This window comes from Limnohabitans sp., assembly GCF_040401135.1.
Lineage (GTDB): Bacteria > Pseudomonadota > Gammaproteobacteria > Burkholderiales > Burkholderiaceae_C > Limnohabitans.
This window is the reverse complement of record NZ_JBBAOV010000009.1, coordinates 17,632-41,714: the sequence shown is the minus strand read 5'-3', so window position 1 is coordinate 41,714 and position 24,083 is coordinate 17,632. Positions and strand designations below refer to the sequence as shown.

Sequence of the window (24,083 nt, the reverse complement as noted above, 5' to 3'; positions counted from 1 at the left end):
ATATGGGGGATGTGCCGCTTCTTCATGCTGGTCCAGAAATCATCAGCGGCACATCCCCCATACCGCCAGACTGCGAACGGCGTTGTTTCACTCGTCTAGCTTCGCCACTTTTATTTTTCACAGCAATCGTCGATGACTTGGGCCACCAAGGCGTCAGGCGCACCACGCACGATGGCGCTGCCAGGTTGTTCGATCAACACAAATTTAATTTCGCCGGCTTCGGCTTTTTTGTCCACACGCATGTGGTGCAGGTATTCGTCTGCGCCCAGCTTAGGCCCAACGATGGGTAAACCTGCGCGCTCAATGAGGGCTGTGAAGCGCGTCACAAACGCCTCATCCACCAAACCCAAACGTTGTGAGAGATGTGAGGCCATGACCATGCCGCAACCCACGGCTTCGCCGTGCAGCCATTCGCCAAAGCCCAAGCCCGCTTCGATCGCGTGGCCAAAGGTGTGGCCAAAATTCAGAATGGCGCGGATGCCGGATTCACGCTCGTCTTGGCCGACGACCCAGGCTTTGATTTCACAGCTGCGCTTGACCGCATGCGCCAAGGCTTTAGGGTCGCGTGCCAAGAGGGCGTCGAGATGGGTGTCAATCCAATCTAAAAACTGCATGTCGGCAATGGGCCCGTATTTAATGATTTCGGCCAAGCCCGCGCTCATTTCACGCTGGGGCAAGGTTTGCAAAGTGTCGAGGTCGCACACCACGCGTTGCGGTTGGTAGAACGCGCCAATCATGTTTTTGCCGATGGGGTGGTTGATGGCGGTCTTGCCGCCCACCGATGAATCGACCTGCGCCAGCAAGGTCGTGGGCACTTGTACAAACGGCACGCCACGCATGTAGCAAGCGGCGGCAAAGCCTGTCATGTCGCCCACCACGCCGCCGCCCAAAGCAAAAAGCACGGTTTTGCGGTCTGCGCCTTTGCCCAAGAGTTCGTCAAAAATCAGGTTCAGCGTTTGCCAGTCTTTGTAGCTTTCGCCATCGGGCAAGGCAACGGTGTGCACGGTTTTGTAAAGCGGCGCGAGGGCCGTCTGCAAACGCGCGGCGTAGATAGGGCCCACGGTTTCGTTGGTGACGATGAGGGCTGCTGACGCTTTGGGCAAGTCGGCCCAAGTGCTGGCAGCGTCAAGCAACTGCTCGCCAATCAGAATTTGATAGCTGCGGTCACCCAAGTCAATGGCAACGCGTTCGGGGTGAGGTGTGTTTGACATGGGTCAGATTCTGTGTGGGGGCGACACGCGGGGGCGGTCTGCAGGTGCAGGGGGCGAAACGGGTTTGATGTGACCAGCGAGTTCGAGCTGCGACACGATCATATTGACCAAGGCAGCCACGTTGGGGCGGCCAGTTTCGATAATGTAGTGGGCAGCGGAACGGTAAAGCGGGTCACGCACCTCGAACAGCTCGCGCAAACGCGATTGCGGGTCGGCCACTTGCAGCAAGGGTCGATTTTGATCGTTGCGCAAACGGCGAAACACTTCTTCGGCACTCGAGCGCAAATAAAACACTTGGCCGTGTTGTCGCAGGCGATCGCGGTTGATGGGGCGCAGCACCGAACCGCCGCCGGTAGACAGCACACCTTGGTGGTTTTGGCACAAGTCGGCGAGCACTTCAGATTCGAGGTCGCGAAATCGGTCTTCCCCTTCGCGTTCAAAATATTCGCGCACCGAGCAACCTAGACGGTGCTCAATCGCTTGATCCGAATCAACAAAGGGGAGGTGAAGTCGTCGCGCCAATTGACGCCCAACGGTTGTTTTACCGGAACCCGGCAGACCCACCAAAACCAACAACATATGCTTTCTTAACGTGCGACGGCACTGTGATCCAACATTTTAGGGGTTATGAAGACCAACAGCTCTTGCTTGGCTTGGGCGGTGCGGCGGTTTTTAAACAAATAGCCCAGCACGGGAATGTCGCCCAAGAAGGGTACTTTGTACTCGTCGTCTTGCTCGCTGGTCTCGTAAATGCCGCCAATCATGACCGTACCGCCGTTTTCCACCAGCACTTGGGTCTTGATGTGTTTGGTGTCAATGGCAAACCCAGCGGGGGTGATTTGGCCCACGTTGTCCTTTGAAATATCCAAGTCCAACACAATCCCTCCTTCGGGCGTGATTTGCGGCGTGACTTCGAGCTTGAGGTTGGCCTTGCGAAACGCCAAGGTGGATGCACCGCTGGCCGCTGCAACTTGGTAAGGCAACTCAGTGCCTTGCTCAATCACGGCTTTGGCTTGATCGGCCGTGACTACGCGCGGACTGGACACCACCTTGCCTTTGCCATCGGCCTCAAGCGCTGACAACTCAAGGTTTAGAAAACGGTTCTTAGCCGAGTTGAAGATGGACACCGCAAAGCTGGCCGATGCAAAACCATTGAGGCCGGCAGCGGGCAGATTGACAAAGCTGCCCGAGGTGTCCAGCACTTTGTCCGCGATGTTGAAACTTGTGGCTTGCTGCGCCGTGGGATTGGCATTGGCGATCGCATTGACATTGGTCGGGCCCCACACACTTTGTGACCCACCCTGCCCCATGCCGCCCAAGCGCACGCCGAGGGTTTGGCCAAAGGTGTCGCTGGCTTGAACGATGCGTGCTTCGATCATCACTTGCCGCAAAGGAATGTCGATCTTGGCAATCATTTTTGCCACCTGAGCCATGCGTTCGGCAATGTCGGTCACAAAGAGTTGGTTGGTGCGCGACTCGGCCATGGCGCTGCCGCGTGTGCTGAGAATGCGCGAACCGCCACCCATAGAGGGGAGGCCAAAAGGAGCAGAGCCAGCAGGCGGTGCATAGCCTAGGCCCGCATTGCCAAATCCTCCGTAACCGCTCACAGCAGGCATGGCCGGCAACACTGTGCCGCCTTGAATTTGCGTGAGCACATCTACCGCCTTGGCGTAATTGAGGGCGAAGCCTTGCGTTTGCATGGGCTCTAGGTTTTGCGCAGCGAGTTTGCTTTCGTATTCCAACTTTTCACGCGCAGCCACTTCAGCACGCGGGGCCACCCAAACCACGTTGCCTTGCCGCCGCACACTCAAACCCTTGGCTTGCGCCATGATGTCCAGCACTTGGTCCCACGGCACTTTGTGCAGTCTTAAAGTGAGCGCACCTGTCACGCTGTCTGACGTGATGATGTTGAGCCCCGTGAAATCAGCCAAGATCTGTAAGGCTGTGCGCACCTCGATGTTTTGAAAATTCATCGACATAGGTGCGCCAGTGAATGTGGGTTTGATCTCTTGGCTACGCAACGGTAACGTGAACGCAAACATGCAGAGCAAAACCCACCCGATAGACACAGTCACACGTCGCACCGCCACCGGCAATGGACGGCTCAGAGGTAGACCGCGCGCAAACCCGCCGCTCATGGCGTAGCCTCCTGCAGTGGCAAACGTACTTCACGGGTTTGCCATTCACCTGTAGGCGTCAGCGCCAGTTCTTGCACCAGCAACTGATCTGGCTGAACAGTCATGACTTTGCCAAAGTCCTGCCCTAAACGCTGTCCCAAACGCACGCGGTAAACACTGGTCATTTGCACATCCTTCTTCTCGCCATTCGGCGGCAACACTTTGACCAAAGCCTCCAACGCTGCACCCGATGCCATGTGCCCCACGTATTGCAAACGCTCGCGTGGAAAGGCCTCCAACGCATCACGCGGACGCATCAGTTCGGGCAGAACCAGACGCGTGTAACTGGGGTGCAGCTCGGCGTGCGCTCGCTGCGAAGTGGTCCAACCTTGCGCATTGAATGGGTCTGCCGATGCTGCACCCTCTGAGTTGACACTGGACAACTCAAAGGCTGATTCGCCCGTCATGGGCTGCACAACCACAGCCACCACCTGCGCAGAGATACCGCCACGCGGCTCGGCCTTGAGCTCTAGCAATGCCACCGTGACACCCGGCGCAGCGGTGGGCCATTGCGCCAGCCAATTGAGCCAATCGTCCCACGCACCTTGTACCTTCAAGTGCACAGGCAACTGATGAAAATGGAGTGCACTCAAGGCCGCGTTTTGCTGCGGCTTGTCAAGCCCCAACTGCGACAGCTGCAAGCCTTGCTGCTGCGCCAACCGAGTCAGCACGGCGGCGTCTGCCAACAACAAAGCTGGCTGGTTTTGCGTTTGCAATAGTTGAGCCGTTTGTGCATGCAGCGTTTGCGTGGCGTCTTGCTGCGCCTGCAATTTGGCTTGCGCTGCGTTCGCCTCATCCCACGCTTGCCAGCTTTGCAGCCACCAAGGGCTGACTAACAACACACCCAAAACACCTGCGCCCACAAACAAAACGTTCTGAAACGCCCGAGGCCAACGCCAAGGTTGACGCCAATCCAACTGCTGCAAAGACATCACACACCCTCTTTCAAATCAGCCTCGATGCGAAACTGCCACACAGGCAAGCCCGTGGTTGGCACAGCAGGCATCACTTGCAGTTGCGGCAACTCGGGGGCTTGCGCCCAGATGTCAAGCGCCTTGAGCTGTTGAACCAATTGCTGCGCATGGCTGGATGACAAGGCTTCGCCCTGCACCGTCCAGTGCGTGCCTTGCTGCTTCACGCTGTATACCCACACGCCTTGGGCTGCCTGACTAAGCACACGGCTCCATTGAAGGCTTTGTGATTGCACGTCTTGGCGGGTCTTGAACCAACGGCCCTGCGCTGCACGACGCTCATCCATCGCCTTGGCTTGCGCGTGTGCTTTTTGCGCATCATCCAATGCACGGGACAAAGCGACGGCATCGTCCAAATGGTGGTGCTGGGTTTCAGCGGCAGAAGCAATCACTAGCGCAAACCCTGCTGCCAAAAAAGCACCGCCTATGGCACACACGGCCACACCCAGCAACCAAGTGCGGCGCAACCTCTGCTGCGCATTCTCGCGGTATGGCAAAAAGTTGGTCCCCTCGTCATGCCACGCACGGAGGGCCAAGCCAAAGGCCTCGCTGTAGTGCAGCGCCATGGCCGCACTGACCGACGGTAGGGCAGCCAGGGCATGGTTTTGCTCAGTGCGACGAACGGCATCGTGTCGCGGCTCAACCGCACACGCTTTTAAACCTGCGGCCTGGGCCACTTGCTGCAAAGCATCTACTTTCGATCGGGGCGCTGCTTGTACCGAATAGCATTGATCGCCAGAAGATGCAGGATCGGGGCCGACGGAGAAGTCGATGCAGACCTCGGCAGCATGTTCGGGCAACACCGACTGCACCTCGGCTTGCAGTTGAAACGCCACATCGTCTATCGCCAAGCCAGCGACTAAGGTGACGGCGTGGTGAGACACGCAAGCGCCATCTAGCCCGATGTAGGCCTCACGGGGCTGATAGTCGCAAGCATCCAAATAGTTACGCAGCCACAGCCCCAAGGCCACCGACTGCAGCACCTCGCCATGAACCACCATGCCGTCTGGCAGCACCAAACGTTCAGCACAGTTCAGCGTGTCAGGCTGGCTAGCCGAGCCGGTAAGCACCACCAAACTGCATGACTCTGGGCCCATATCCAGACCCAGCACGCTGAAGCGGCGCGAGCGTGAACGTGGTAGCCATAAAGTCCAGCGCATAAAAACATCCTTTGATCCCAATGGGAATGCTTTGCATTTCAACGCGTTGACAAACGATTGCGGCGGTGTTTGACTCGTGACTTTTGTGATGTCAGCATGGTTTTTATAATCCTCATCACTTATGGCCAAAAACCACACCCCTGAAGGTTCGAAAGAACACGCCGCCGCACCTGCCGCGCCCCGCTCTTTATTGGGCTATGTCTTGCTGTGGGCTTTCGGGCTGGCGGCGGCTGGCGCCCTTATCGTCGGTCTGCTGGTGGCCGTGGCGCTGGCCATGGCCTACCCTCAATTACCCGACATCTCTGACTTGGCCGATTACCGCCCCAAGCTGTCGATGCGGGTGTACTCGGTAGAAGGCACACAGATTGGCGAGTTCGGCGAAGAGCGCCGCAACCTCACACCTTTCAAAGACATTCCCAAGGTCATGAAAGACGCGGTGCTGGCCATTGAAGATGCGCGTTTTTATCAACACGGGGGCGTGGACTACATCGGTTTGGCACGCGCAGCCTTAGCCAACTTGGGACGCGCCAAAAGCCAAGGTGCTTCGACCATCACCATGCAGGTGGCACGAAACGTGTACCTGTCATCAGAAAAAACATTCACTCGCAAAATTTATGAAATCTTGCTGACCAGCAAGCTTGAGCACTTGCTCAGCAAAGACCAGATTTTTGAAATCTATCTGAACCAAATTTATTTAGGCAACCGCGCCTACGGCTTTGCCGCCGCGTCCGAAGCCTACTTTGGCAAGCCACTGAAAAACATCAGCATTGCCGAAGCCGCCATGTTGGCGGGTCTGCCCAAAGCGCCGTCAGCCTACAACCCCATCGTGAACCCCAAGCGCGCTCGTTCGCGCCAGCTCTACATCATTGAGCGAATGGAAGAAAACGGCTTCATCACCAAAGAACAAGCTGTTGCTGCCAAGCAAGAAGAACTGAAGATTCGCACGGCCACCAGTAACCTCAACACGCACGCCGACTTCGTAGCCGAAATGGCTCGTCAACTGATGTTTGCGCAGTACGGCCCCGAAATTTATACACGCGGCTTGAACGTCTACACCACCGTTCGCGCAAGCGACCAACAAGCGGCGTACTTTGCGCTGCGCCGCGGCATCATGGACTTTGAGCGCCGCCAACACTATCGCGGCCCAGAGCGTTTCATTACTTTGCCCGCCAAGCCATCCGAACTAGAAGACGTGATTGACGACGCCTTGATCGAACAAGGCGACAAAGGAGATTTACTGGCCGCCGTGGTGCTAGACGCCACGCCAAAAAAAGTGCGCGTGATGCGCCAAAACAGCGAAGTGCTAGAAATCACGGGCGAAGGTTTGCAACCTGTGCAATCGGGCTTGTCTGACAAAGCTGCACCCAACATTAAGTTGCGCCCAGGCGCACTGGTACGCATCACCAAAACTGCCAAAGGCGGCTGGGAAATTACCCAACTGCCCGAAGTGGAAGGCGCATTTGTGTCCATCGACCCTCGCGACGGCGCCATTCACGCGCTGGTGGGTGGCTTTGACTTCAACAAAAACAAGTTCAACCACGTGACACAAGCGTGGCGGCAGCCTGGCTCTAGCTTCAAGCCTTTTATCTATTCAGCCGCTCTGGAAAAAGGCTTAACGCCCATGACGGTGGTGAATGATGCACCTCTGTTCTTTGATGCCAGCGTGACAGGCGGCCAGCCTTGGGAGCCCAAAAACTATGACGGCACGTTTGAAGGCCCCATGACTTTACGCAAAGGTTTGGCTAAATCGAAAAACATGATTTCGATTCGCGTGCTGCAAACCGTGGGCGCACAAAACGCGCAAGACTGGATTGCCCAGTTTGGCTTTGACGCTGAAAAACACCCGCCTTACCTGACCATGGCGCTAGGTGCTGGCTCGGTCACGCCGCTGCAAATGGCCTCCGGCTATTCGGTGTTTGCCAACGGCGGCTACCGCGTCAACCCCTACCTCGTGACGAAGGTGACCGACCAAATGGGCAAGGTCTTGTCAGAGTTCACACCGCCCCCACTAGAAGAGTCGGCCCGCGCCATCGACGCACGCAACGCCTTTGTGATGACCAGCTTGCTGCAAGAAGTCACCCGATCAGGCACGGCTGCACGCGCGCAAGCCACCTTAAAGCGCAACGACATTTATGGCAAAACTGGTACCACCAACGATTCGATGGACGCTTGGTTTGCCGGCTACCACCCCACGCTCACAGCCGTTACCTGGATTGGCTACGACACACCGCGCAAACTAGGTGACCGTGAAACCGGTGGCGGCTTAAGCTTGCCCGTGTGGATCAGTTACATGCAGCACGCCTTGCAAAACGTGCCAGTGGCTGAACCTTTGCCCCCTGCAGGCCTGAGTCATGACGGTGGCGACTGGGCGTATTCCGAATTCAGCCGTGGCGGCGGTATAGGGAGCCTGGGACTAGAAAGCCGCTCAGGCAACAACAGCGAACCCCTGCCAGCCAACGACGAGAAGAAAAAGATTCTCGATTTGTTTAGAAACTAAAAACAAGGGCGCTCATGGCGCCCTTGTTTTTTGTGAAATTCTGAAGTCAAGCTTGAAAGCCAAGCGCTTGCCCCGTCTGGGTGCTGGCGTCTTGGGTGAGGCGTTCAAAAAACTCACCTTGGCCTTTGGTGTCGACCCATTGCAAGCCGTCAAACTTGAAGTGATAGCCGCCCGAGCGAGCTGCCAACCAGACCTCGTGTAAGGGCTTTTGCAAATTAATGATGATCTGGCTTTTATTCTCAAACGACAGGGTGATCATGCCGCCCGAGCGCTGGTTGTCGATGTCGGCCTGACCCTCGTCGTTGATGCGGTCACACGCCAATTCAACGGCTTTGAGCAGAAGTTCTGCGTGGTCTAAGAATTCGGGATCGGTCATACAATTTGCGCCATGGATATTAAGAAAATGATTCTAGTCAGAGGTGCTAGCCATGTTGCGGCTGTGGCCTCTGCCGTGTGCGTGGCGGTTGCTTTGTCAGCCTGCGGCCAAAAGGGCGCGCTCTACATGCCCAACGACCCCGAGTTCAAACAACGCGCCACATTGCCCGACATTGTGCGCCGTCAAATCCCTGGCAACACCACCGCCCCTGTTGCCACATCTCCCGCCAGCGCTGCGTCTGCCGCTACGGGTCGTTAATTTTTCAAGAGCCGTCAGATGACCCACACCACGCTTGCCGGTGCGCCCTTTGTGGCCACACAGAACAACGATTTGTATTTAGAAAGCGTCAAGCTCGCTGATCTCGCGCACGCGCACGGCACGCCACTGTTTGTGTACTCCAAAGCCGCCATGCTCAGCGCGCTAGCCGCTTACCAACGCGGGTTTGCCGGCCGCAACGCCCGCATTTGTTATGCCATGAAAGCCAACTCCTCACTCGCGGTGCTACAAGTTTTCGCACAAGCCGGCTGCGGCTTTGACATCGTGTCGGGGGGTGAGCTCGACCGCGTCATTGCTGCAGGTGGCGACGTCTCTAAGGTCATCTTCTCAGGCGTGGGCAAAACACGCGCTGAAATGATCAAGGCCTTAGACGCTGGCATTGCTTGCTTCAACGTCGAGAGCGAAGCTGAACTCGAAGTGCTCAGCGATGTGGCCCAAAGCATGGGCAAACGGGCGCCCATCAGCATTCGCGTCAACCCCAACGTGGACGCTAAAACCCACCCCTACATTTCCACGGGCCTGAAAGGCAATAAATTTGGCGTGGCACACGAACGCGCCTTGGCCACTTACCAACGCGCCGCCAGCTTGCCAGGCCTGCATGTGAAGGGCATTGACTGCCACATCGGCTCGCAAATCACCGAGTCCACGCCCTACCTCGACGCGATGGACCGCGTATTGGATTTGGTCGATGCCATTGAAGCCGCAGGCATTGCCATTCACCACATCGACTTTGGTGGTGGCCTAGGCATCAACTACAACGGCGACACGCCGCCAGCTGCAGACGCGCTCTGGGCACAACTCTTGGCCAAGCTCGATGCACGCGGCTACGGCCAGCGCCAGCTGATGATCGAACCCGGTCGCTCACTCGTAGGTAACGCAGGTGTGTGCTTGACCGAGGTGCTGTATTTGAAGCCCGGCGAGCAAAAGAACTTCTGCATCGTCGATGCAGCGATGAACGATCTGCCTCGCCCAGCTATGTATGAAGCCTTCCACCAAATCGTGCCTGTGACGGAGCGTTCGGGTGAGGCTGTGATGTATGACGTAGTCGGCCCGGTGTGCGAAAGCGGTGACTGGCTGGGTCGTGACCGTGCGCTGACGGTGCAGTCGGGTGACTTGTTGGCTGTGTTGTCAACCGGCGCGTATTGCGTGGCGATGTCTAGCAACTACAACACGCGTGGGCGGGCGGCTGAGATTTTGGTGGACGGAACCAAAGCGCATGTGATTCGTCGTCGTGAAACAGTGGCGGATCAGATGGCTTGTGAGTCGTTGGTTCGTTAATCAGGCGTTGACTGGCGCACAACTCCGATGCGGCTAAGGGTGTGCGGCCCCTGACGATTTCTGGTACTCCAGCATGAGGAAGGGGCCGCACACCCTTAGCCGCATCAGCGAATGACGCCAACCGAGCGCAACAAATGACGCCAAGCAGAAGAGTGGACAACCCGCCAAGCCAGCAAAGCAAACAAAACAGCGGCATACACAAACACCTCTGCAAAGTCACTCTTCCCCGCCCGCATCCAAAAAAAGTGCAACACCGCCAGCACCGCCACCGCATACACAAGGCGGTGCAACCATTGCCAGCGCTTGACACCTAGCCAACGAATAGCACGGTTGAACGAGGTCAAGGCCAAAGGCGTGAGCAGCACAAATGCACCAAAGCCCACCAAAATAAATGTGCGCTTGGCGATATCCGCAGCAATGTCGCCCCACTCAAACCCCATGTCGAGCCAGCTGTAACACAGCAAATGCAGCGCCACATAAAAGTAGGTAAACAAGCCCAGCACGCGCCGAAAGCGCAGCAACTCTGGCAAGCCCAACGTCACACGCAACGGGGTCACAGCCAAGGTGATGCACAACAGGCGCAGCGTCCAATCGCCAGTGGCGCGAATCAAATACTCTGCGGGGTTAGCACCCAAGGCGTCGTTAGCAGCACCCCACACCAGCCATGCAAAAGGCGCTAGCCCCAACAGCCACAGTACGGGCTTGGCGTTGCTGTGTTGCAGTGCTGTGCGTAAGGCGACATTCACTTCAATAGAACTTGCTCAGGTCCATGCCTGCGTAAAGTTGGCCCACTTGGGGCTCGTAACCGTTGAACATCAAGGTCTTGCGCTTTTTGGCAAACAAGCCGTCTTCGCCAATGCGACGCTCGGTGGCTTGGCTCCAGCGCGGGTGGCTCACACTTGGGTTGACGTTTGAAAAGAAGCCATACTCTTGCGGCGCTGAGCGGCCCCAAGAGTTGATGGGTTGCTTTTCGACAAAGCGGATCTTTACCAAACTCTTGGCGCTTTTGAAACCGTATTTCCACGGCACGACCAAGCGCACAGGCGCACCGTTTTGGTTGGGCATTACCTCGCCGTACATGCCAAAACTCAGCAGGGTAAGCGGGTGCAGGGCCTCGTCCATGCGCAGGCCTTCCACATACGGCCAGTCGAGAACGCGCGAGCGCACACCGGGCATATTTTTGGGGTCGACTTGAGTGAAGAATTCCAAATACTTGGCGCTGCCCAAAGGCTCCACCCGTTTGATAAGCTCGGCCAGCGAATAGCCCACCCACGGAATCACCATCGACCAGCCTTCGACACAACGCATGCGGTAAATACGCTCTTCCATCGGGCTGAGTTTGAGCAAAGCGTCTAAGTCGAAACGACCTGGTTTCTTCACCAGACCTTCAACTTCTACTGTCCAAGGTTTGGTCTGCAAGGTGTGTGCGTATTTCGCAGGGTCTGACTTGTCAGTGCCAAATTCGTAATAGTTGTTGTAGGTGCTAGCATCAGCATAGTCGGTGATTTTTTCCATGGTGTTGGCACCACTCACGCGGCTCACGGCTCCTATCAACGGGGCCAACTTACCTGGGCGCATCACCACTTCGCTGGGCGTTTGGGCCAAGGCCTCACGCGAACCCCAAGCGGCCATTGATAAACCGGCAGCACCTGCGGCCATGTGCTTGAGCCAGTCGCGACGCTGCGCATAGGCCAACTCTGGCGTGATGTCGCTGCTCAAAGGGTGCACAAAGCCCGAGTCACTGCTGTTCGAAAATTGCTTGATTCGCACGACGACTCTCCTTGAACTAAAAAGACTTTTAATTGTGAGGCAAAGTTAATAACCTCGGGCTCCGTTCCAAACCCTTGATAGAGACAACAAAAAAGCTGGCACAGGGCCAGCTTTTAAATGGAAACGCAATGGTTTTGAATTAACGCAGACCAGAGATGTAATCAGACACAGCTTTGATTTCGCGGTCGTTCAATTTGGAAGCCACACCACTCATTTGAGCGCTGTTACCACGGCCTACGTTTTGATCTGGGCCTTTGTTGCCGTGTTCACGGAAGGAATTCAACTGTGACACGGTGTAGTCGGCATGTTGGCCAGACAAACGTGGATACTGAGAAGGGATGCCTGCGCCAGTTGGGCTGTGGCAGCCTGCACAAGCAGCGATTTGACGCTCAGCCACACCACCGCGGTAAATGCGCTCACCCAACACAACCAAGTCTTTTTCTTTGGCAAAGTTTGGCTTGGCTTCTTTGGATGCCAACCATGCAGCCACGTTCTTCATGTCCGATTCAGACAAGCCTGCAGCCATACCGCTCATGATGGCGTTGGCGCGCTTGCCCGATTTGAATTCTTGCAATTGCTTGACCAAGTAACCCGGATGCTGCTGTGCCAGCTTAGGGTTGGCAGGCGAGCCAGAGTTGCCGTCTGCGCCATGGCAAGACGCGCAAATCGCCGTGTAAGTGGCTTCGCCTTTGGCTAAATCAGCCTTAACAGCAGGGGCCGCAGGTTGAGCAGCGATGGAGAGGGTGGGGGCTACCAAGGCAGTAGCAATGAGCAAAGATGCAATCAGCTTCATAAGTGTTCTTTGGTTAATGTGTCTCAAAGACGTCGAAAAACTTGCGTGATTCTACAATGCTGCATGAACCTGCCTGACCCACATGACACCCAAGTCCCTAATGACAACTCTGAGGTTCCCGAAATAGCGGTCTTGAACGCTGAATTTGAAGCCCAGCGCGAAGCTGAACGCGCGGCGGCCAAAGCTGCATTTGAGCTTTTAAGCCCGGCCGACCAAGCCAAATACGCCATGGGATGGTTGCACACCGCGCGGTTTTTGACCACAGCCGCCCAACTCCACCACCTGCCCACCTACGACTTGTCCGAAATTGCTTTTGTCGGCCGCTCGAACGCCGGCAAATCCACTTGCATCAACGTTTTGACTCAGCAAAAACGCTTGGCTTACGCATCCAAAACACCAGGCCGCACGCAACACATCAACTTGTTTGCCATGGGCCGACATGGCAAAACCGATGCGGTACTAGCCGACTTACCCGGCTACGGCTACGCTGCTGTGCCCAAGCAGGACAAGATCCGCTGGCAGCAAGTGATGGCCAACTATTTGCTCACCCGACCCAACCTGCGTGCAGTGGTGCTGATGTGTGATCCGCGTCATGGCTTGACCGAGCTGGACGAGATTTTGTTGGACGTCATTCGCCCACGCGTGGCAGAAGGCATGAAGTTTTTGGTGTTGCTCACCAAGGCTGACAAGCTCAACAAGACCGATGGCGCAAAAGCTCTACAAATCACCAAACTGCAAGCGGGCGGTGGTGAAGTGCGCTTGTTCTCTGCGCTGAAAAAACAAGGTGTGGATGAAGTGGCTGCCACCTTGTACAAGTGGATGCACCCCTGATTGAATTGGGGGCTTGACCTTAGTTAGTAAAGCTCTGCCGCATCCAAGGGGCGGGTTTTGAAGCGTTTGTGCACCCAAAAGTATTGAGCAGGCATGGTGTTGATCAGTGCCTCTAAACGTTGGTTCATGGTGGCCGTGTCGGCCTGAGCGTCGTCTGTTGGAAAGTCACTCCAAGCGGGATGCACCACTACCTCGTAGCCGGCATCCGTCATGCGCGTGATGACGGGCACCACGCGGGCTCGGCCTAGCTTGGCAAAGCGTGACAAAGAAGGCACCGTGGCCGCTGGCTCGCCGAAGAACGACACAAATATAGACTCGCTTGCACCAAAGTTCATGTCGGGCAAAAGGTACAGCAGCTCATGTTGGCGCAGGGCGGCAATGATGGGCTTGACGCCATCCTCGCGACGAAACAAACGCACTTGCCCAAAGCGTTCTCGGCCCTTGGCTACCCAGGCATCCACTGCGGCATTCGACTGCGGCGTAAAGATGGTGGTGAAGTGCAATGGCAGCTGCAGGGTGAGCGCAGTCCACCCCACATCCAAGCCCACGAAATGCGGCGCAAAAAGCACCGTGGGTGTGGCCTCTGACAAAGCGGCTACGGCGCCCGACAACTGCACGCGCGACTGAATGCAAGCCGCACTGCGATGCCACAGCCAGCTGCGGTCCAACCAGGCTTGCGCGAAATACACAAAGGTTTGGCGTGTGAGGGCATCACGCTCCGAAATACTCAAATGCGGAAAGCACACACGCAAATTGGTTTGCACCACGCGGCGACGAGATGGAATCACCACCCACAGCAAGGCGCCTAAGCCGGCACCCAAAGCACGCAACCCTGACAAAGGCAAATAGCCTAAAGCGCGCAACAACAACAAACCCAATTGGCTGAACATGCTTAACCCTCAGCTCGCGGTTGCTTGTCGCGCGCGTAGCCCCACAAGTATTGGCCGGGTGCATGACGCACCATAGCCTCAACGCCACGGTTGACCGCAGCAGCAGCCACCTCTGGCGACACCGCTGTGTCTTGCATTTCAGGCGCATCAAAAGGTCGCATGTGCATGCAAAAACCTTGGCCTGCGGGCAAGCGCTCGCACCACGTCATGATGATGTGTGCGCCGGTTTGCTGGGCCAATTTAGCGAGCAAAGTCATGGTGTAAACATCGCGGCCAAAAAACGGCGCCCACACACCTTGACCCAGCGGCGGCACTTGGTCGGGCAAGATGGCTGTGTAGCCCCCTTTGCGTAGCGTGCGAATAAGCGTGCGCACACCCGCAAGTGAAGTGGGCGCGGAGTCTAAATAAGGACGGGTCCGGGCATTGGCCACCAAGGGCTCTAGCCACGCTTTGCGTGCAGGTCGAAACAATGCGACCAACGGGCCATGCGCAGGGCCAAATTTTTCGGCAATCGCTTGTGCGCCGATCTCCCATGAACCCAAATGCGGCGACATGATGATGACGCCCTTGCCCGCTTTCATGGCTGCTTCAAAGTGCGCAGCACCGTCCCACGTCACCAAGCTTTCAAGCGTGGCGCTATGAGGACGCATCCACACCCAAGGCAACTCGGCCACCATCGCTCCAATGGCGGCCACTGCTGGGCGAGCGTCATGCCAAGCCACACCGGCCGCTTGCACATTGGCTTTGAAATGACGACGATAGGCCGGCGACAGCCACCACACCAACCATCCCAAACCAGCGCCCAGCCGCTGCATCCAAGGCAAGGGTATGCGCGCAAGAAACTGAAAAATATGGGAAACGACAGACATGAACTTTTTACTAACTTTGATAAATCCACTAGAATTCTGATTGTCGCTGAGTTACAGAACAACTTGCAGGGCGACAACACACCAAGGTGTGACGGCTAAGAGCAATCTGGGCCACTCTGCTAAAGCGTTCGCTAGGCTCCAAGTTTTCAGGGTCGGCAACGCCGAACAACCCAACGAAAACAAGGAGCTTTTTTTATGTCAAGCAATTACCTCTTCACTTCTGAATCCGTTTCAGAAGGCCACCCCGACAAAGTCGCGGATCAAATTTCTGATGCGATTTTGGATGCCATCTTCACGCAAGACCCGCTCTCACGCGTGGCTGCCGAAACGTTGACCAACACCGGCTTGGTCGTGTTGGCGGGTGAGATCACCACCAACGCGCACGTCGACTACATCCAAGTCGCACGCGACACCATCAAACGCATCGGCTACGACAACACCGAGTACGGCATCGACTACAAAGGCTGCGCCGTCATGGTTTGCTACGACAAGCAATCCAACGACATTGCCCAAGGCGTGGACCACGCGTCTGACGACCACCTCAACATCGGCGCGGGCGACCAAGGCCTGATGTTTGGCTACGCTTGCAGCGAAACGCCAGAACTGATGCCTGCCCCCATCCACTACGCCCACCGTTTGGTCGAGCGCCAAGCCCAGTTGCGCAAAGATGGGCGCCTGCCTTTCCTTCGCCCTGACGCCAAGAGCCAAGTGACCATGCGCTACGTGGACGGCAAGCCTCACAGCATTGACACCGTGGTGTTGTCGACCCAACACAGCCCTGACCAAAGCGAGTCAGCCACCAAGATGAAGGCCAGCTTCAATGAAGCCATCATCGAAGAACTCATCAAGCCTGTGTTGCCCAAAGAGTGGTTAAAAGACACCACGTATTTGATCAACCCCACAGGCCGTTTCGTCATTGGCGGCCCTCAAGGCGACTGCGGTTTGACGGGCCGCAAAATCATTGTGGACACCTACGGCGGCGCATGCCCGCACGGCGGTGGCGCTTTCTCAGGCAAAGACCCATCCAAGGTAGACCGCTCTGCCGCTTACGCTGCACGTTACGTCGCCAAGAACATCGTGGCCGCAGGCTTGGCCACGAAGTGCCAAATTCAAGTGGCGTACGCCATCGGCGTGGCTCGCCCCATGAACATCACGGTGAACACCGAAGGCACAGGCGTGATCGCTGACGACAAAATCGCCGCTTTGGTCGCCGAGCACTTTGACCTGCGCCCCAAAGGCATCATCCAGATGCTCGACTTGCTGCGCCCGATCTACACCAAGACAGCGGCCTACGGCCACTTTGGTCGTGAAGAGCCCGAGTTCACATGGGAAAGAACAGACAAGGCCGCTGCATTGAAGGCGGCTGCTGGCGTGAAGTAAACGCTTCTGCGCTTATTTGGCTTTGAGGGTCTCTTGTTTTTACGAGAGGCCCTTTTTGTTTGCTTCTTCGATTCTGGGGGATGCGAGTTGGGGTAGAAAGACGCGGCTTACATCGCTTCGCGACGAATGGCGCCGCATCTGCCTACCCCAACCCGCATGTTGTTGTTCGGAAAAGTTCAAGCTCAAAGTGATTGCGTTTAACTGCGCTCGCCCATAGAAGCTTGGGTGGCGCGCTCCAATAAGGCGCCATTCGTCGCGTAGCGATGTAAGCCGTTTGGGGTGCGCCACCCAAGCTTCGCTTCAGCCAACAACGCACAAAACTAGAGCAGAAGCGTCAAACCTCCGAAGACTGCTGCAACGCCCACATCTGCGCATAACGACCGTTCATAGCGAGCAAAGCCAAATGACTCCCGCGCTCCACAATGCGCCCCGCATCGAGCACCAAGATCTCATGCGCATCCACGACCGTCGACAAACGGTGTGCAATCACCAAGGTGGTTTTGTTCTGCGCAGCGCTTTGCAGCTCAGCCTGAATCGCTCGCTCATTGGCGCTATCCAAAGCTGACGTCGCCTCGTCAAAAATCACAATCGGCGGGTTCTTCAACAAGGTGCGTGCAATCGCGACGCGCTGTTTCTCGCCACCCGACAACTTCAAGCCACGCTCGCCCACCATGGTGTCGTAGCCCTTGGGTGTAGAAGAGATGAAATCGTGAATGTGCGCGGCGCGTGCGGCTTCCTCCACCTCAGCCACAGACGCATCGGTGCGGCCATAGGCGATGTTGTAACGCACGGTGTCGTTGAACAGCACCGTATCTTGCGGCACGATGCCCATGGCGCGGCGCACGCTGCTTTGAGTGACTTGGCGTATGTCTTGACCGTCGATGGTGATTGCGCCAGAGCCTACGTCGTAGAAGCGAAACAACAAGCGCGCCAATGTGGACTTGCCAGATCCCGATGGCCCAACCACCGCCACGGTTTTGCCGGCAGGGATCTCGAAGCTAATGCCGTGCAGAATAGGTCGCGCGGCTTCATAGGCAAACACCACCGACTCAAACTTCACCGTGGGTGGCCCGCTCAACACAAGCACGGACGCATGGGGCGAATCAGCCACCTCACGCTCTTTTTCAAGCAGCGTGAACATGCGGTCTAAATCAGTCAAGCTTTGCTTGATCTCTCGGTACAGCACGCCCAAGAAATTGAGCGGAATATAAAGTTGAATCATGAAAGCGTTGATCATCACCAAGTCGCCCAAGGTCATTCGACCCTCGACCACGCCTTGTGTGGCTCGCCACAGCATGCCCACCAAGGCCACGGCGATGATGAGCTGCTGCCCCGTGTTGAGCAACGACAACGACGTTTGCGCTTTCAAGCGCGCACGACGCAAAGCCTCTAGGCTTTTGTCATAACGGGCTGCTTCGAAGGCCTCGTTGTTGAAATACTTCACCGTTTCGTAGTTGAGCAACGAGTCCACGGCTTTGGTGTGCGCTGCTGAATCAAACTCATTGGCTTGACGGCGGTACTGCGTGCGCCACTCGGTCACGCTGATGGTGAACACGATGTACAGCGCCAGCGCCGCCAAGGTGATGCCGGCAAACCACACATCAAACTTCACCGCCAAGATGCTGAGCACCAAGGCCACTTCAATCAACGTGGGCACCACGCTGTAAAGCGAATAGGAAATGAGCGACTCAATGCCGCGCACGCCGCGTTCGATGTCGCGTGTCATGCCGCCAGTTTGACGCTCTAGGTGAAAGCGCAGGCTTAGGCCATGCAAATGCTGAAAGGTTTCCAATGCAATTTGCCTGGCCGCACCTTGCGTGGCTTTGGAAAATACCAGCTCTCGCAACTCGGTGAATGCCGACACCGACAACCGAAGCACACCATAGACAAACAGCAAGGACACAGGCACCACGATGACGGCCATCGGGTCGTTGGGCTTGAACGACATGGCATCGATCAACTCTTTGAGCAACAAAGGCACGCTCACGTTCGCCAATTTAGCGCCCACCATGAAACTGAGCGCAGCAACCACCCGCCATTTGTATTGCCACAAATAAGGGAACAGACGCTTGATGGTTTCACTGTCAGGCCGTTGTTGGTGAGGCTGCCCAGCAGGTGTGGACTCAGAAGAAAGGGCGTGATGACGCATATTGCACAATGCCTAAAAATAATTCTTCGATTGTGCCTATGTCCACCCCCCTGAATCCACACGCTGTCCCCTTGCCCACCGATCAAGAGCTGGTTTTAAAGGTCATTCCCATGCCCGCCGACTGCAATCAAAACGGCGATATTTTTGGCGGCTGGGTCATGGCGCAGGTCGACTTGGCGGGGGCGGTGCTACCGGCCCGTTATGTGCGAGGACGCATGGCGACTGTGGCGGTGAATGAATTTATTTTCAAACACCCCGTCAAGGTGGGTGACATCTTGAGTTTTTTCTCGCGCGTACAGCGCATTGGCAATACCTCCATCAGCGTGAAGGTCGAAGTGTTTGCCGAGCGTTTCAGTTCGCAGGGTGAGTACATGAAAGTGACCGAAGCCACCCTTACCTACGTGGCCATTGACGAAGTGGGCAAGCCACGCGTCATCCCCAAAGACTGAACTTCAAGAGACGATGTAGGCGCCCGTGCCGGTGGACATCAGTGTGCCATCTGGCCCGCGAAACTCCATGCGCGAAGTGCCCACGCGCGAGCCCACACGCAGGGCGTGCGCATGGATGGTGAAGTACTCCCCAATGCCAGGGCGCAAATAGTCCACCCGCAAATCAATCGTGCCCAACTTAGCAAAGCGCTCAAGGCGCTCGGCGGGTTTTTCTTTCATGTGTTTGGCGGCAAAGCAGGCCATGACTGCCGCACTGCCAATGGCATCCAGCACCGCACTGATAACGCCGCCATGAATGCGGTTGTAAGCATAATGCCCCACCAACTCTGGGCGCATATCAATACGCGCCACCACTTCGTCAGGGGTGATGCTCACCAGTTTCAAGCCGAGTGTTTTGTTGAAAACAATTTTTTCTTCGTAGATGTCGCGAAAGCCTTCGAGGTAGTCAGGCTCAAACACAACAGGACTAGCAATGGTTTGCGTCATGCCTTATCGCGATCAGAGCTTAGAGAAATCCGGCTTACGCTTTTCCATGAACGCACCAAATGCCTCCTTAGCTGCAGGCTCGGTCAGCATGCGTCCAAACGATGCAGCTTCTTCGTTCATTTGCTTTTGTACCAACGCGGCTTGACCGCATTTCATCAAACGCTTGGTTTCTAGCAAGGACGACAAAGGCTTGGCGGCCAGCTTGCGCGCTTGCACTTGCACGTAGCTGTTCACCTCGGTGGGAGGCAACACGCGGTTGACCAAGCCAATTTCCAAAGCCGCTTCAGCCATGAAGGGCTCGCCCAGCAACAGCGCTTCTGCTGCGCGGTGGTAGCCCATCATTTGCGGCGCCAACAAACTCGATGCGGCCTCGGGGCACACACCAAGGTTGACAAACGGCATGGCAAACGCGGCGTTGTCACCCGCATAAACCAAGTCGCAATGAAACAACAGCGTAGTGCCAATGCCCACGGCTGGGCCAGCCACCGCAGCTAAAACGGGCTTGGGAAATGCTGCAATGCTGCGCAGCAAACGAAACACGGGCGCATCTGGCGAAGAGGGCGGGTGATGCAAAAAATCAGCAATGTCGTTGCCCGCACAAAACACAGTTTCGTGGCCCTGGAACACCAACACGCGCACCTCTGGGTTGTGCTCAGCCTGCGCCACGGCATCGGCTAGCGCGGTGTACATCGCCGCGGTGAGAGAGTTCTTTTTGTCGACGCGGTTGAACGTCAAGGTCATCACACCGGCGTCGATGTGGCTCAATAATTCTGTCATGACGGTCCTAATTACTGGGCACGCAGCCAAGTTTGTGTGCGGTAAAACGGGCCAATGTAGCCGCGCACTTGCAGCTTTTTACCGCCCTCTTGCGGCACCATTTTGACGGTGTAGTCCTTGCCGTTTTCTGGATCCAAAATTTTGCCGCCACTGGCCCATAGGTTTTCACCCGAGGCATCAGGCTTTACACCGCGCACAATTTCCATGCCAATGATGGCTTGTCCCTTGCGGTCGTCTTTGCATTCGTCACAAGTTTTCTTGGCGTTGGGGTCGTTACGCAACGACTTGACCACGCGGCCGCTGAGCGCACCGTCTTTGTCGACAATTTGTATTTCGGCTTTGGCTTCACCCGTTTTGTCGTCAATCGAATGCCAAGTGCCCACAGGCGTCATTTGGGCAAAGCTGCTGCCAGCAGCCAACAGGGCCAAGCCCACAAGAGTTTTAAAAAAGTGTGTGTGTGTCATGGTTTGAATTTACTCGAATTAATCAACAGTGCAATTCAGGCAAACACTGCCTCTGTCTCCATCAGCACAGCTGAGCCGGCACGCGCAGTGAGCATCAGCGACGCGGTTTCGGGAAACAGCTTGGCAAAGTAAAAGCGTGCGGTTTGCACCTTGGCTTGATAGAACGGGTCGCGATTGCCCTCTGCAATTTTTTGCAATGCCACTTTGGCCATGCGCGCCCAAAAATAGCCAAACACCAAATGGCCCGCCACGCGCAAATAGTCCACGGCCGCAGCGCCCACTTCGTCTGCATTTTCTAAGGCTTTGTAGCCAATCTCGCCAGTGAACTGCGTCATCTGCTGGCCCAACTTGGCCAGCGGGTTGACGAACTCGGCCATGTCCTCGTCGCCCTGCGCCTCGGCCACCAGTTCAGCAATGAGTTTGCCAAACTTCTTGAGCGACGCACCTTGGTTGCCCAGCACCTTGCGACCCAGCAAGTCCAAGCTTTGGATGGTGTTGGTGCCTTCGTAAATCATGTTGATGCGCGCATCACGCACGTATTGCTCCATGCCCCATTCGCGAATGAAGCCATGGCCACCAAACACCTGCATGCACGACGAGGTGGCCGTCCACGCGTTGTCGGTGATAAAAGCTTTCACGATGGGCGTGAGCAAAGCCACTTGTTCAGCCGATTCGGCACGCACCGCTTCGTCGGGGTGGCTCAGTTCGCGGTCAATCAGCAGGGCGCAATGCAACGCCAGCGCTCGACCGCCTTCGGCGTAGGCCTTGGCTGTAAGCAACATCTTGCGCACATCGGGGTGCACCAAAATGCTGTCAGCCGGTTTGCTTGGGTCTTTGGCGCCCGTCAGGCTGCGCGACTGAATGCGGTCTTTGGCATAGGCCACCGCGTTTTGATAGGCCACTTCGGTCAAACCCAGTGACTGCATGCCCACGCCCACGCGGGCGGCGTTCATCATCACAAACATGGCCGCCAAACCTTTGTTGGCTTGACCCACCATTGAGCCCACTGCGCCGTCCAACACCATTTGGCAGGTGGCGTTGCCGTGAATGCCCATCTTGTGCTCTAAGCCACCACAGAAAATACCGTTGCGCTCGCCCACGCTGCCGTCGGCATTGACATGAAACTTGGGCACCACAAACAAGCTGATTCCTTTGCTGCCCGCAGGCGCATCGGGCAAACGTGCCAACACCAAGTGCACGATGTTGCTCACTAGGTCGTGTTCGCCCGCGCTGATAAAAATTTTGTTGCCCGTGATGCGGTAGGTGCCATCCGCTTGTGGCTCGGCCTTGGTGCGCAACAGACCCAGATCGGTGCCGCAATGCGGCTCGGTCAAACACATGGTGCCCGTCCATTCGCCACTGGTGAGCTTGGGTAAGTACAGCGCTTTTTGCGCATCGCTGCCGTGTGCGTGCAACGCCTCATAAGCGCCGTGCGTGAGGCCGGGGTACATGGTCCACGCTTGGTTGGCGCTGTTGAGCATTTCATAAAAGCACTGGTTCACCACGATGGGCAAACCTTGGCCACCGTACTCGGGATCGGCACTCAAAGCGGGCCAGCCGCCTTGCACGTATTGCTCATAGGCAGCTTTGAAACCATCAGGCGTTTTGACGTCGTGCGTGTCGCGGTTGAGCGTGCAGCCTTGTTCATCGCCCACTTGGTTGAGCGGAAAAATCACTTCCGACGCAAACTTGCCGCCCTCTTCCAACACGGCCGAAATTGTGTCAGCATCCATGTCGGCATGCTTGGGCATTTGCTTTAAGTCATCGGTCACGTGCAGCACTTCGTGAAGCACAAATTGCATATCGCGCAAAGGCGGGGTGTAGCTGGGCATGGTGGTGTCTCCTTACTTTTTGGTTGAGGTGGTGCGCTTGGCACTTGTTTTAATGACGGGGTCAACATCGTTCGCGCCATAGCGCAGCAAGATGTTTTCAAATCCTTTGAGGGTGCGTGCCAACGATTTGGACGAACGCAAAAAACGGGCTTCGTATTGCAAAGCCAAGATGAGGCCGTGCAACTCAAACACCATTTGCTCGGCATCCATGCCAGCGGCCAAGTGCCCTTCTTCACGCGCTTGTGCCACGGTGCGATGCACGGCGGCCAACCAAGTTTTTACCGAGCTGGCCAGTGCGTCGCGCACGGGGCCGGGGCGGTCATCAAACTCGGCTGCGCCGCTGATGTACAGGCAGCCCGAATCAATCTCGGCAGAGGTGCGCTTGGTCCAGTTGGCAAACAACTGGCGCAAACGTGGCAAGCCGCGATCGGCTTGCAAAATGGGCAAAAACACCTCGGCTTCAAAGCGCGTGTGGTATTCGCGCACCACCGAAATTTGCAACTCCTCACGTGAACCAAAGTGCGCAAACACGCCCGACTTGCTCATGCGCGCCACTTCGGCCAAGGCGCCAATGCTCAAGCCTTCTAAGCCAATTTGCGTGGCCAAGCCCAAAGCGGCGTCAACGATGGCGGCCTTGGTTTGCTGGCCTTTTAAAAGAGCCTTGCTTTCGGGGGCGTCGGTTTTGCGAGTGGCGGTCATGCGTGACTTGCGAGGAAGATCTATAAAAGAACGATCGTGCTATTTTGCACGATTTTGAATCTTTAAAATAAACCCCTATGCAAGCCACAAGAATTCTCGCCATCCGTCACGGAGAAACCCCATGGAATGTGGACACCCGCATCCAAGGGCACATCAACATTGACCTGAACGAGACAGGCCGCTGGCAAGCCGAGCGCGTGGGACATGCCTTGGCAGAAGAACCGATTCACGCCATTTACAGTAGCGACTTGCGCCGTGCGTTTGAGACCGCGCAAGCCATTGCAACCGCACCCGCACGATTAACTGCCCGCACACCGACACCCGCGCAAGTGACGCCGCACTTGCAATTGCGCGAGCGCCACTTTGGCCACTTACAAGGCAAGACTTGGGCGGAAATAGAAACCGAACACGCCCAAGAGTGCAAACTGTGGCGCGATCGAGACCCGCACTGGGCCCCCTCTGGCGGCGAGTCACTGACGGTCTTGCGCGAACGCATTAGCCAGTGCGTGACCGAGTTGGCCAGCCAACACCTGGGCGAACAAATTGTGCTGGTCGCACACGGCGGTGTGATGGATGCGCTGTATCGCTTGGCCACCAACCAATCGGTGGAAGCGTCACGCACTTGGCACTTGGGCAATGCCGCTATTAACCGATTGCTGTGGACGCCTCAAGGCTTGAGTTTGGTGGGCTGGGGCGATGTATCGCACTTTGATGAGGCGTTTGGTGCGCCACTCGAAGAGACCACCAC

The 24,083-nt window shown here is 56.5% G+C and carries 23 protein-coding genes and 1 pseudogene; 7 read left to right on the top strand and 17 right to left on the bottom strand.

Going from position 1 to position 24,083, the window contains the following annotated elements; genetic code table 11:
* Nucleotides 1-110: 110 nt before the first annotated feature.
* The 5 genes and pseudogenes from aroB to pilM form a co-directional block, all read right to left on the bottom strand.
* A complete protein-coding gene (aroB, locus tag ABWP81_RS04180; RefSeq protein ID WP_353139785.1) occupies nt 111-1,211 on the bottom strand; it encodes a 3-dehydroquinate synthase in 1,101 nt (366 codons plus the stop codon).
* A 3-nt stretch (nt 1,212-1,214) separates the two neighbouring features.
* A complete protein-coding gene (locus ABWP81_RS04175; protein WP_353139782.1) occupies nt 1,215-1,790 on the bottom strand; it encodes a shikimate kinase in 576 nt (191 codons plus the stop codon).
* An 8-nt stretch (nt 1,791-1,798) separates the two neighbouring features.
* A pseudogene (locus tag ABWP81_RS04170) lies at nt 1,799-3,211 on the bottom strand (type IV pilus secretin PilQ); the annotation flags it as partial.
* 134 nt (nt 3,212-3,345) lie between these two features.
* Nucleotides 3,346-4,320, bottom strand: a complete 975-nt coding sequence (locus ABWP81_RS04165; protein WP_353139776.1) for a pilus assembly protein PilP — start codon at nt 4,318-4,320, stop codon at nt 3,346-3,348.
* Nucleotides 4,320-5,519, bottom strand: coding sequence for a pilus assembly protein PilM (gene pilM, locus ABWP81_RS04160; RefSeq protein ID WP_353139773.1), 1,200 nt, complete (start codon nt 5,517-5,519; stop codon nt 4,320-4,322). Before pilM ends, ABWP81_RS04165 begins: the two co-directional genes overlap by 1 nt.
* Before the next feature lie 121 nt (nt 5,520-5,640).
* Between pilM and ABWP81_RS04155 the strand changes: the two genes are divergently transcribed.
* Nucleotides 5,641-8,016, top strand: a complete 2,376-nt coding sequence (locus tag ABWP81_RS04155; protein ID WP_353139770.1) for a penicillin-binding protein 1A — start codon at nt 5,641-5,643, stop codon at nt 8,014-8,016.
* Nucleotides 8,017-8,062: 46 nt separating this feature from the next.
* Here ABWP81_RS04155 and cyaY read toward each other — a convergent pair whose 3' ends face one another.
* On the bottom strand, nt 8,063-8,392 hold the full coding sequence (cyaY, locus tag ABWP81_RS04150; RefSeq protein WP_353132706.1) for an iron donor protein CyaY: 330 nt from the start codon (nt 8,390-8,392) through the stop codon (nt 8,063-8,065).
* A gap of 12 nt (nt 8,393-8,404) precedes the next feature.
* On the opposite strand from cyaY, the gene lptM reads away from it, so the two are divergent.
* Both lptM and lysA read left to right on the top strand, forming a co-directional pair.
* Complete coding sequence (lptM, locus tag ABWP81_RS04145) at nt 8,405-8,650, top strand: LPS translocon maturation chaperone LptM (RefSeq protein WP_353139767.1); 246 nt, start codon at nt 8,405-8,407, stop codon at nt 8,648-8,650.
* An 18-nt stretch (nt 8,651-8,668) separates the two neighbouring features.
* The gene (gene lysA, locus ABWP81_RS04140) at nt 8,669-9,946 is read left to right on the top strand and encodes a diaminopimelate decarboxylase (RefSeq protein ID WP_353139764.1); all 1,278 of its coding nucleotides are present in this window, start codon (nt 8,669-8,671) and stop codon (nt 9,944-9,946) included.
* A 104-nt stretch (nt 9,947-10,050) separates the two neighbouring features.
* Here lysA and msrQ read toward each other — a convergent pair whose 3' ends face one another.
* The 3 genes from msrQ to ABWP81_RS04125 all read right to left on the bottom strand — a co-directional run bounded on the left by msrQ (nt 10,051) and on the right by ABWP81_RS04125 (nt 12,509).
* A complete protein-coding gene (msrQ, locus tag ABWP81_RS04135) occupies nt 10,051-10,692 on the bottom strand; it encodes a protein-methionine-sulfoxide reductase heme-binding subunit MsrQ (protein ID WP_353139761.1) in 642 nt (213 codons plus the stop codon).
* 1 nt (nt 10,693) lies between these two features.
* Nucleotides 10,694-11,716 carry a protein-methionine-sulfoxide reductase catalytic subunit MsrP gene (msrP, locus tag ABWP81_RS04130; protein ID WP_353139758.1) on the bottom strand — a complete coding sequence of 341 codons (1,023 nt, stop codon included), beginning with the start codon at nt 11,714-11,716 and terminating at the stop codon, nt 10,694-10,696.
* Between the two features lie 139 nt (nt 11,717-11,855).
* Nucleotides 11,856-12,509, bottom strand: coding sequence for a c-type cytochrome (locus ABWP81_RS04125; protein ID WP_353139755.1), 654 nt, complete (start codon nt 12,507-12,509; stop codon nt 11,856-11,858).
* A gap of 228 nt (nt 12,510-12,737) precedes the next feature.
* Here ABWP81_RS04125 and yihA point away from each other — a divergent pair, with 228 nt between their 5' ends.
* Nucleotides 12,738-13,340 (top strand): ribosome biogenesis GTP-binding protein YihA/YsxC, encoded by a 603-nt coding sequence (gene yihA, locus ABWP81_RS04120; RefSeq protein ID WP_353132760.1) that lies wholly within the window; start codon nt 12,738-12,740, stop codon nt 13,338-13,340.
* Between the two features lie 23 nt (nt 13,341-13,363).
* On the opposite strand, the gene ABWP81_RS04115 is transcribed toward yihA, so the two are convergent.
* Nucleotides 13,364-14,230, bottom strand: coding sequence for a lysophospholipid acyltransferase family protein (locus tag ABWP81_RS04115; RefSeq protein ID WP_353139752.1), 867 nt, complete (start codon nt 14,228-14,230; stop codon nt 13,364-13,366).
* Nucleotides 14,231-14,232: 2 nt separating this feature from the next.
* Nucleotides 14,233-15,099, bottom strand: a complete 867-nt coding sequence (locus tag ABWP81_RS04110; RefSeq protein WP_353139749.1) for a lysophospholipid acyltransferase family protein — start codon at nt 15,097-15,099, stop codon at nt 14,233-14,235.
* Nucleotides 15,100-15,294: 195 nt separating this feature from the next.
* On the opposite strand from ABWP81_RS04110, the gene metK reads away from it, so the two are divergent.
* On the top strand, nt 15,295-16,479 hold the full coding sequence (gene metK, locus ABWP81_RS04105) for a methionine adenosyltransferase (protein WP_353139746.1): 1,185 nt from the start codon (nt 15,295-15,297) through the stop codon (nt 16,477-16,479).
* 334 nt (nt 16,480-16,813) lie between these two features.
* Here metK and ABWP81_RS04100 read toward each other — a convergent pair whose 3' ends face one another.
* Nucleotides 16,814-18,628: an ABCB family ABC transporter ATP-binding protein/permease gene (locus tag ABWP81_RS04100; RefSeq protein ID WP_353139744.1), complete on the bottom strand. Its 1,815-nt coding sequence runs from the start codon at nt 18,626-18,628 to the stop codon at nt 16,814-16,816.
* 38 nt (nt 18,629-18,666) lie between these two features.
* Between ABWP81_RS04100 and ABWP81_RS04095 the strand changes: the two genes are divergently transcribed.
* Nucleotides 18,667-19,077, top strand: coding sequence for an acyl-CoA thioesterase (locus ABWP81_RS04095; RefSeq protein WP_353132736.1), 411 nt, complete (start codon nt 18,667-18,669; stop codon nt 19,075-19,077).
* A 3-nt stretch (nt 19,078-19,080) separates the two neighbouring features.
* On the opposite strand, the gene ABWP81_RS04090 is transcribed toward ABWP81_RS04095, so the two are convergent.
* The 5 genes from ABWP81_RS04090 to ABWP81_RS04070 are packed head-to-tail and all read right to left on the bottom strand — an operon-like array spanning nt 19,081 to nt 23,335.
* A complete protein-coding gene (locus ABWP81_RS04090) occupies nt 19,081-19,563 on the bottom strand; it encodes a thioesterase family protein (RefSeq protein WP_353139742.1) in 483 nt (160 codons plus the stop codon).
* 12 nt (nt 19,564-19,575) lie between these two features.
* Complete coding sequence (locus ABWP81_RS04085; RefSeq protein WP_353139739.1) at nt 19,576-20,340, bottom strand: enoyl-CoA hydratase; 765 nt, start codon at nt 20,338-20,340, stop codon at nt 19,576-19,578.
* An 11-nt stretch (nt 20,341-20,351) separates the two neighbouring features.
* The gene (locus tag ABWP81_RS04080; protein WP_353139736.1) at nt 20,352-20,804 is read right to left on the bottom strand and encodes a DUF2147 domain-containing protein; all 453 of its coding nucleotides are present in this window, start codon (nt 20,802-20,804) and stop codon (nt 20,352-20,354) included.
* A 35-nt stretch (nt 20,805-20,839) separates the two neighbouring features.
* Complete coding sequence (locus tag ABWP81_RS04075; protein ID WP_353139733.1) at nt 20,840-22,636, bottom strand: acyl-CoA dehydrogenase C-terminal domain-containing protein; 1,797 nt, start codon at nt 22,634-22,636, stop codon at nt 20,840-20,842.
* Nucleotides 22,637-22,648: 12 nt separating this feature from the next.
* Nucleotides 22,649-23,335: a TetR/AcrR family transcriptional regulator gene (locus ABWP81_RS04070; protein ID WP_353139730.1), complete on the bottom strand. Its 687-nt coding sequence runs from the start codon at nt 23,333-23,335 to the stop codon at nt 22,649-22,651.
* A gap of 77 nt (nt 23,336-23,412) precedes the next feature.
* On the opposite strand from ABWP81_RS04070, the gene ABWP81_RS04065 reads away from it, so the two are divergent.
* On the top strand, nt 23,413-24,083 hold a 671-nt coding region (locus ABWP81_RS04065; RefSeq protein ID WP_353139727.1), incomplete at its 3' end, for a histidine phosphatase family protein.

Excerpts from the sequence above, each read along its gene's own strand:
- ABWP81_RS04080 (WP_353139736.1), bottom strand. The coding sequence starts at position 20,804 with ATGACACACACACACTTTTTTAAAACTCTTGTGGGCTTGGCCCTGTTG.
- ABWP81_RS04090 (WP_353139742.1), bottom strand. The coding sequence starts at position 19,563 with ATGACGCAAACCATTGCTAGTCCTGTTGTGTTTGAGCCTGACTACCTC.
- lysA (WP_353139764.1), top strand. The coding sequence starts at position 8,669 with ATGACCCACACCACGCTTGCCGGTGCGCCCTTTGTGGCCACACAGAAC.
- yihA (WP_353132760.1), top strand. The coding sequence starts at position 12,738 with ATGGGATGGTTGCACACCGCGCGGTTTTTGACCACAGCCGCCCAACTC.
- ABWP81_RS04165 (WP_353139776.1), bottom strand. The coding sequence starts at position 4,320 with ATGTCTTTGCAGCAGTTGGATTGGCGTCAACCTTGGCGTTGGCCTCGG.
- lptM (WP_353139767.1), top strand. The coding sequence starts at position 8,405 with ATGGATATTAAGAAAATGATTCTAGTCAGAGGTGCTAGCCATGTTGCG.
- ABWP81_RS04175 (WP_353139782.1), bottom strand. The coding sequence starts at position 1,790 with ATGTTGTTGGTTTTGGTGGGTCTGCCGGGTTCCGGTAAAACAACCGTT.
- ABWP81_RS04100 (WP_353139744.1), bottom strand. The coding sequence starts at position 18,628 with ATGCGTCATCACGCCCTTTCTTCTGAGTCCACACCTGCTGGGCAGCCT.
- ABWP81_RS04155 (WP_353139770.1), top strand. The coding sequence starts at position 5,641 with ATGGCCAAAAACCACACCCCTGAAGGTTCGAAAGAACACGCCGCCGCA.
- ABWP81_RS04070 (WP_353139730.1), bottom strand. The coding sequence starts at position 23,335 with ATGACCGCCACTCGCAAAACCGACGCCCCCGAAAGCAAGGCTCTTTTA.
- ABWP81_RS04125 (WP_353139755.1), bottom strand. The coding sequence starts at position 12,509 with ATGAAGCTGATTGCATCTTTGCTCATTGCTACTGCCTTGGTAGCCCCC.
- ABWP81_RS04095 (WP_353132736.1), top strand. The coding sequence starts at position 18,667 with ATGTCCACCCCCCTGAATCCACACGCTGTCCCCTTGCCCACCGATCAA.
- ABWP81_RS04110 (WP_353139749.1), bottom strand. The coding sequence starts at position 15,099 with ATGTCTGTCGTTTCCCATATTTTTCAGTTTCTTGCGCGCATACCCTTG.
- aroB (WP_353139785.1), bottom strand. The coding sequence starts at position 1,211 with ATGTCAAACACACCTCACCCCGAACGCGTTGCCATTGACTTGGGTGAC.
- pilM (WP_353139773.1), bottom strand. The coding sequence starts at position 5,519 with ATGCGCTGGACTTTATGGCTACCACGTTCACGCTCGCGCCGCTTCAGC.
- ABWP81_RS04115 (WP_353139752.1), bottom strand. The coding sequence starts at position 14,230 with ATGTTCAGCCAATTGGGTTTGTTGTTGTTGCGCGCTTTAGGCTATTTG.
- ABWP81_RS04075 (WP_353139733.1), bottom strand. The coding sequence starts at position 22,636 with ATGCCCAGCTACACCCCGCCTTTGCGCGATATGCAATTTGTGCTTCAC.
- ABWP81_RS04085 (WP_353139739.1), bottom strand. The coding sequence starts at position 20,340 with ATGACAGAATTATTGAGCCACATCGACGCCGGTGTGATGACCTTGACG.
- metK (WP_353139746.1), top strand. The coding sequence starts at position 15,295 with ATGTCAAGCAATTACCTCTTCACTTCTGAATCCGTTTCAGAAGGCCAC.
- cyaY (WP_353132706.1), bottom strand. The coding sequence starts at position 8,392 with ATGACCGATCCCGAATTCTTAGACCACGCAGAACTTCTGCTCAAAGCC.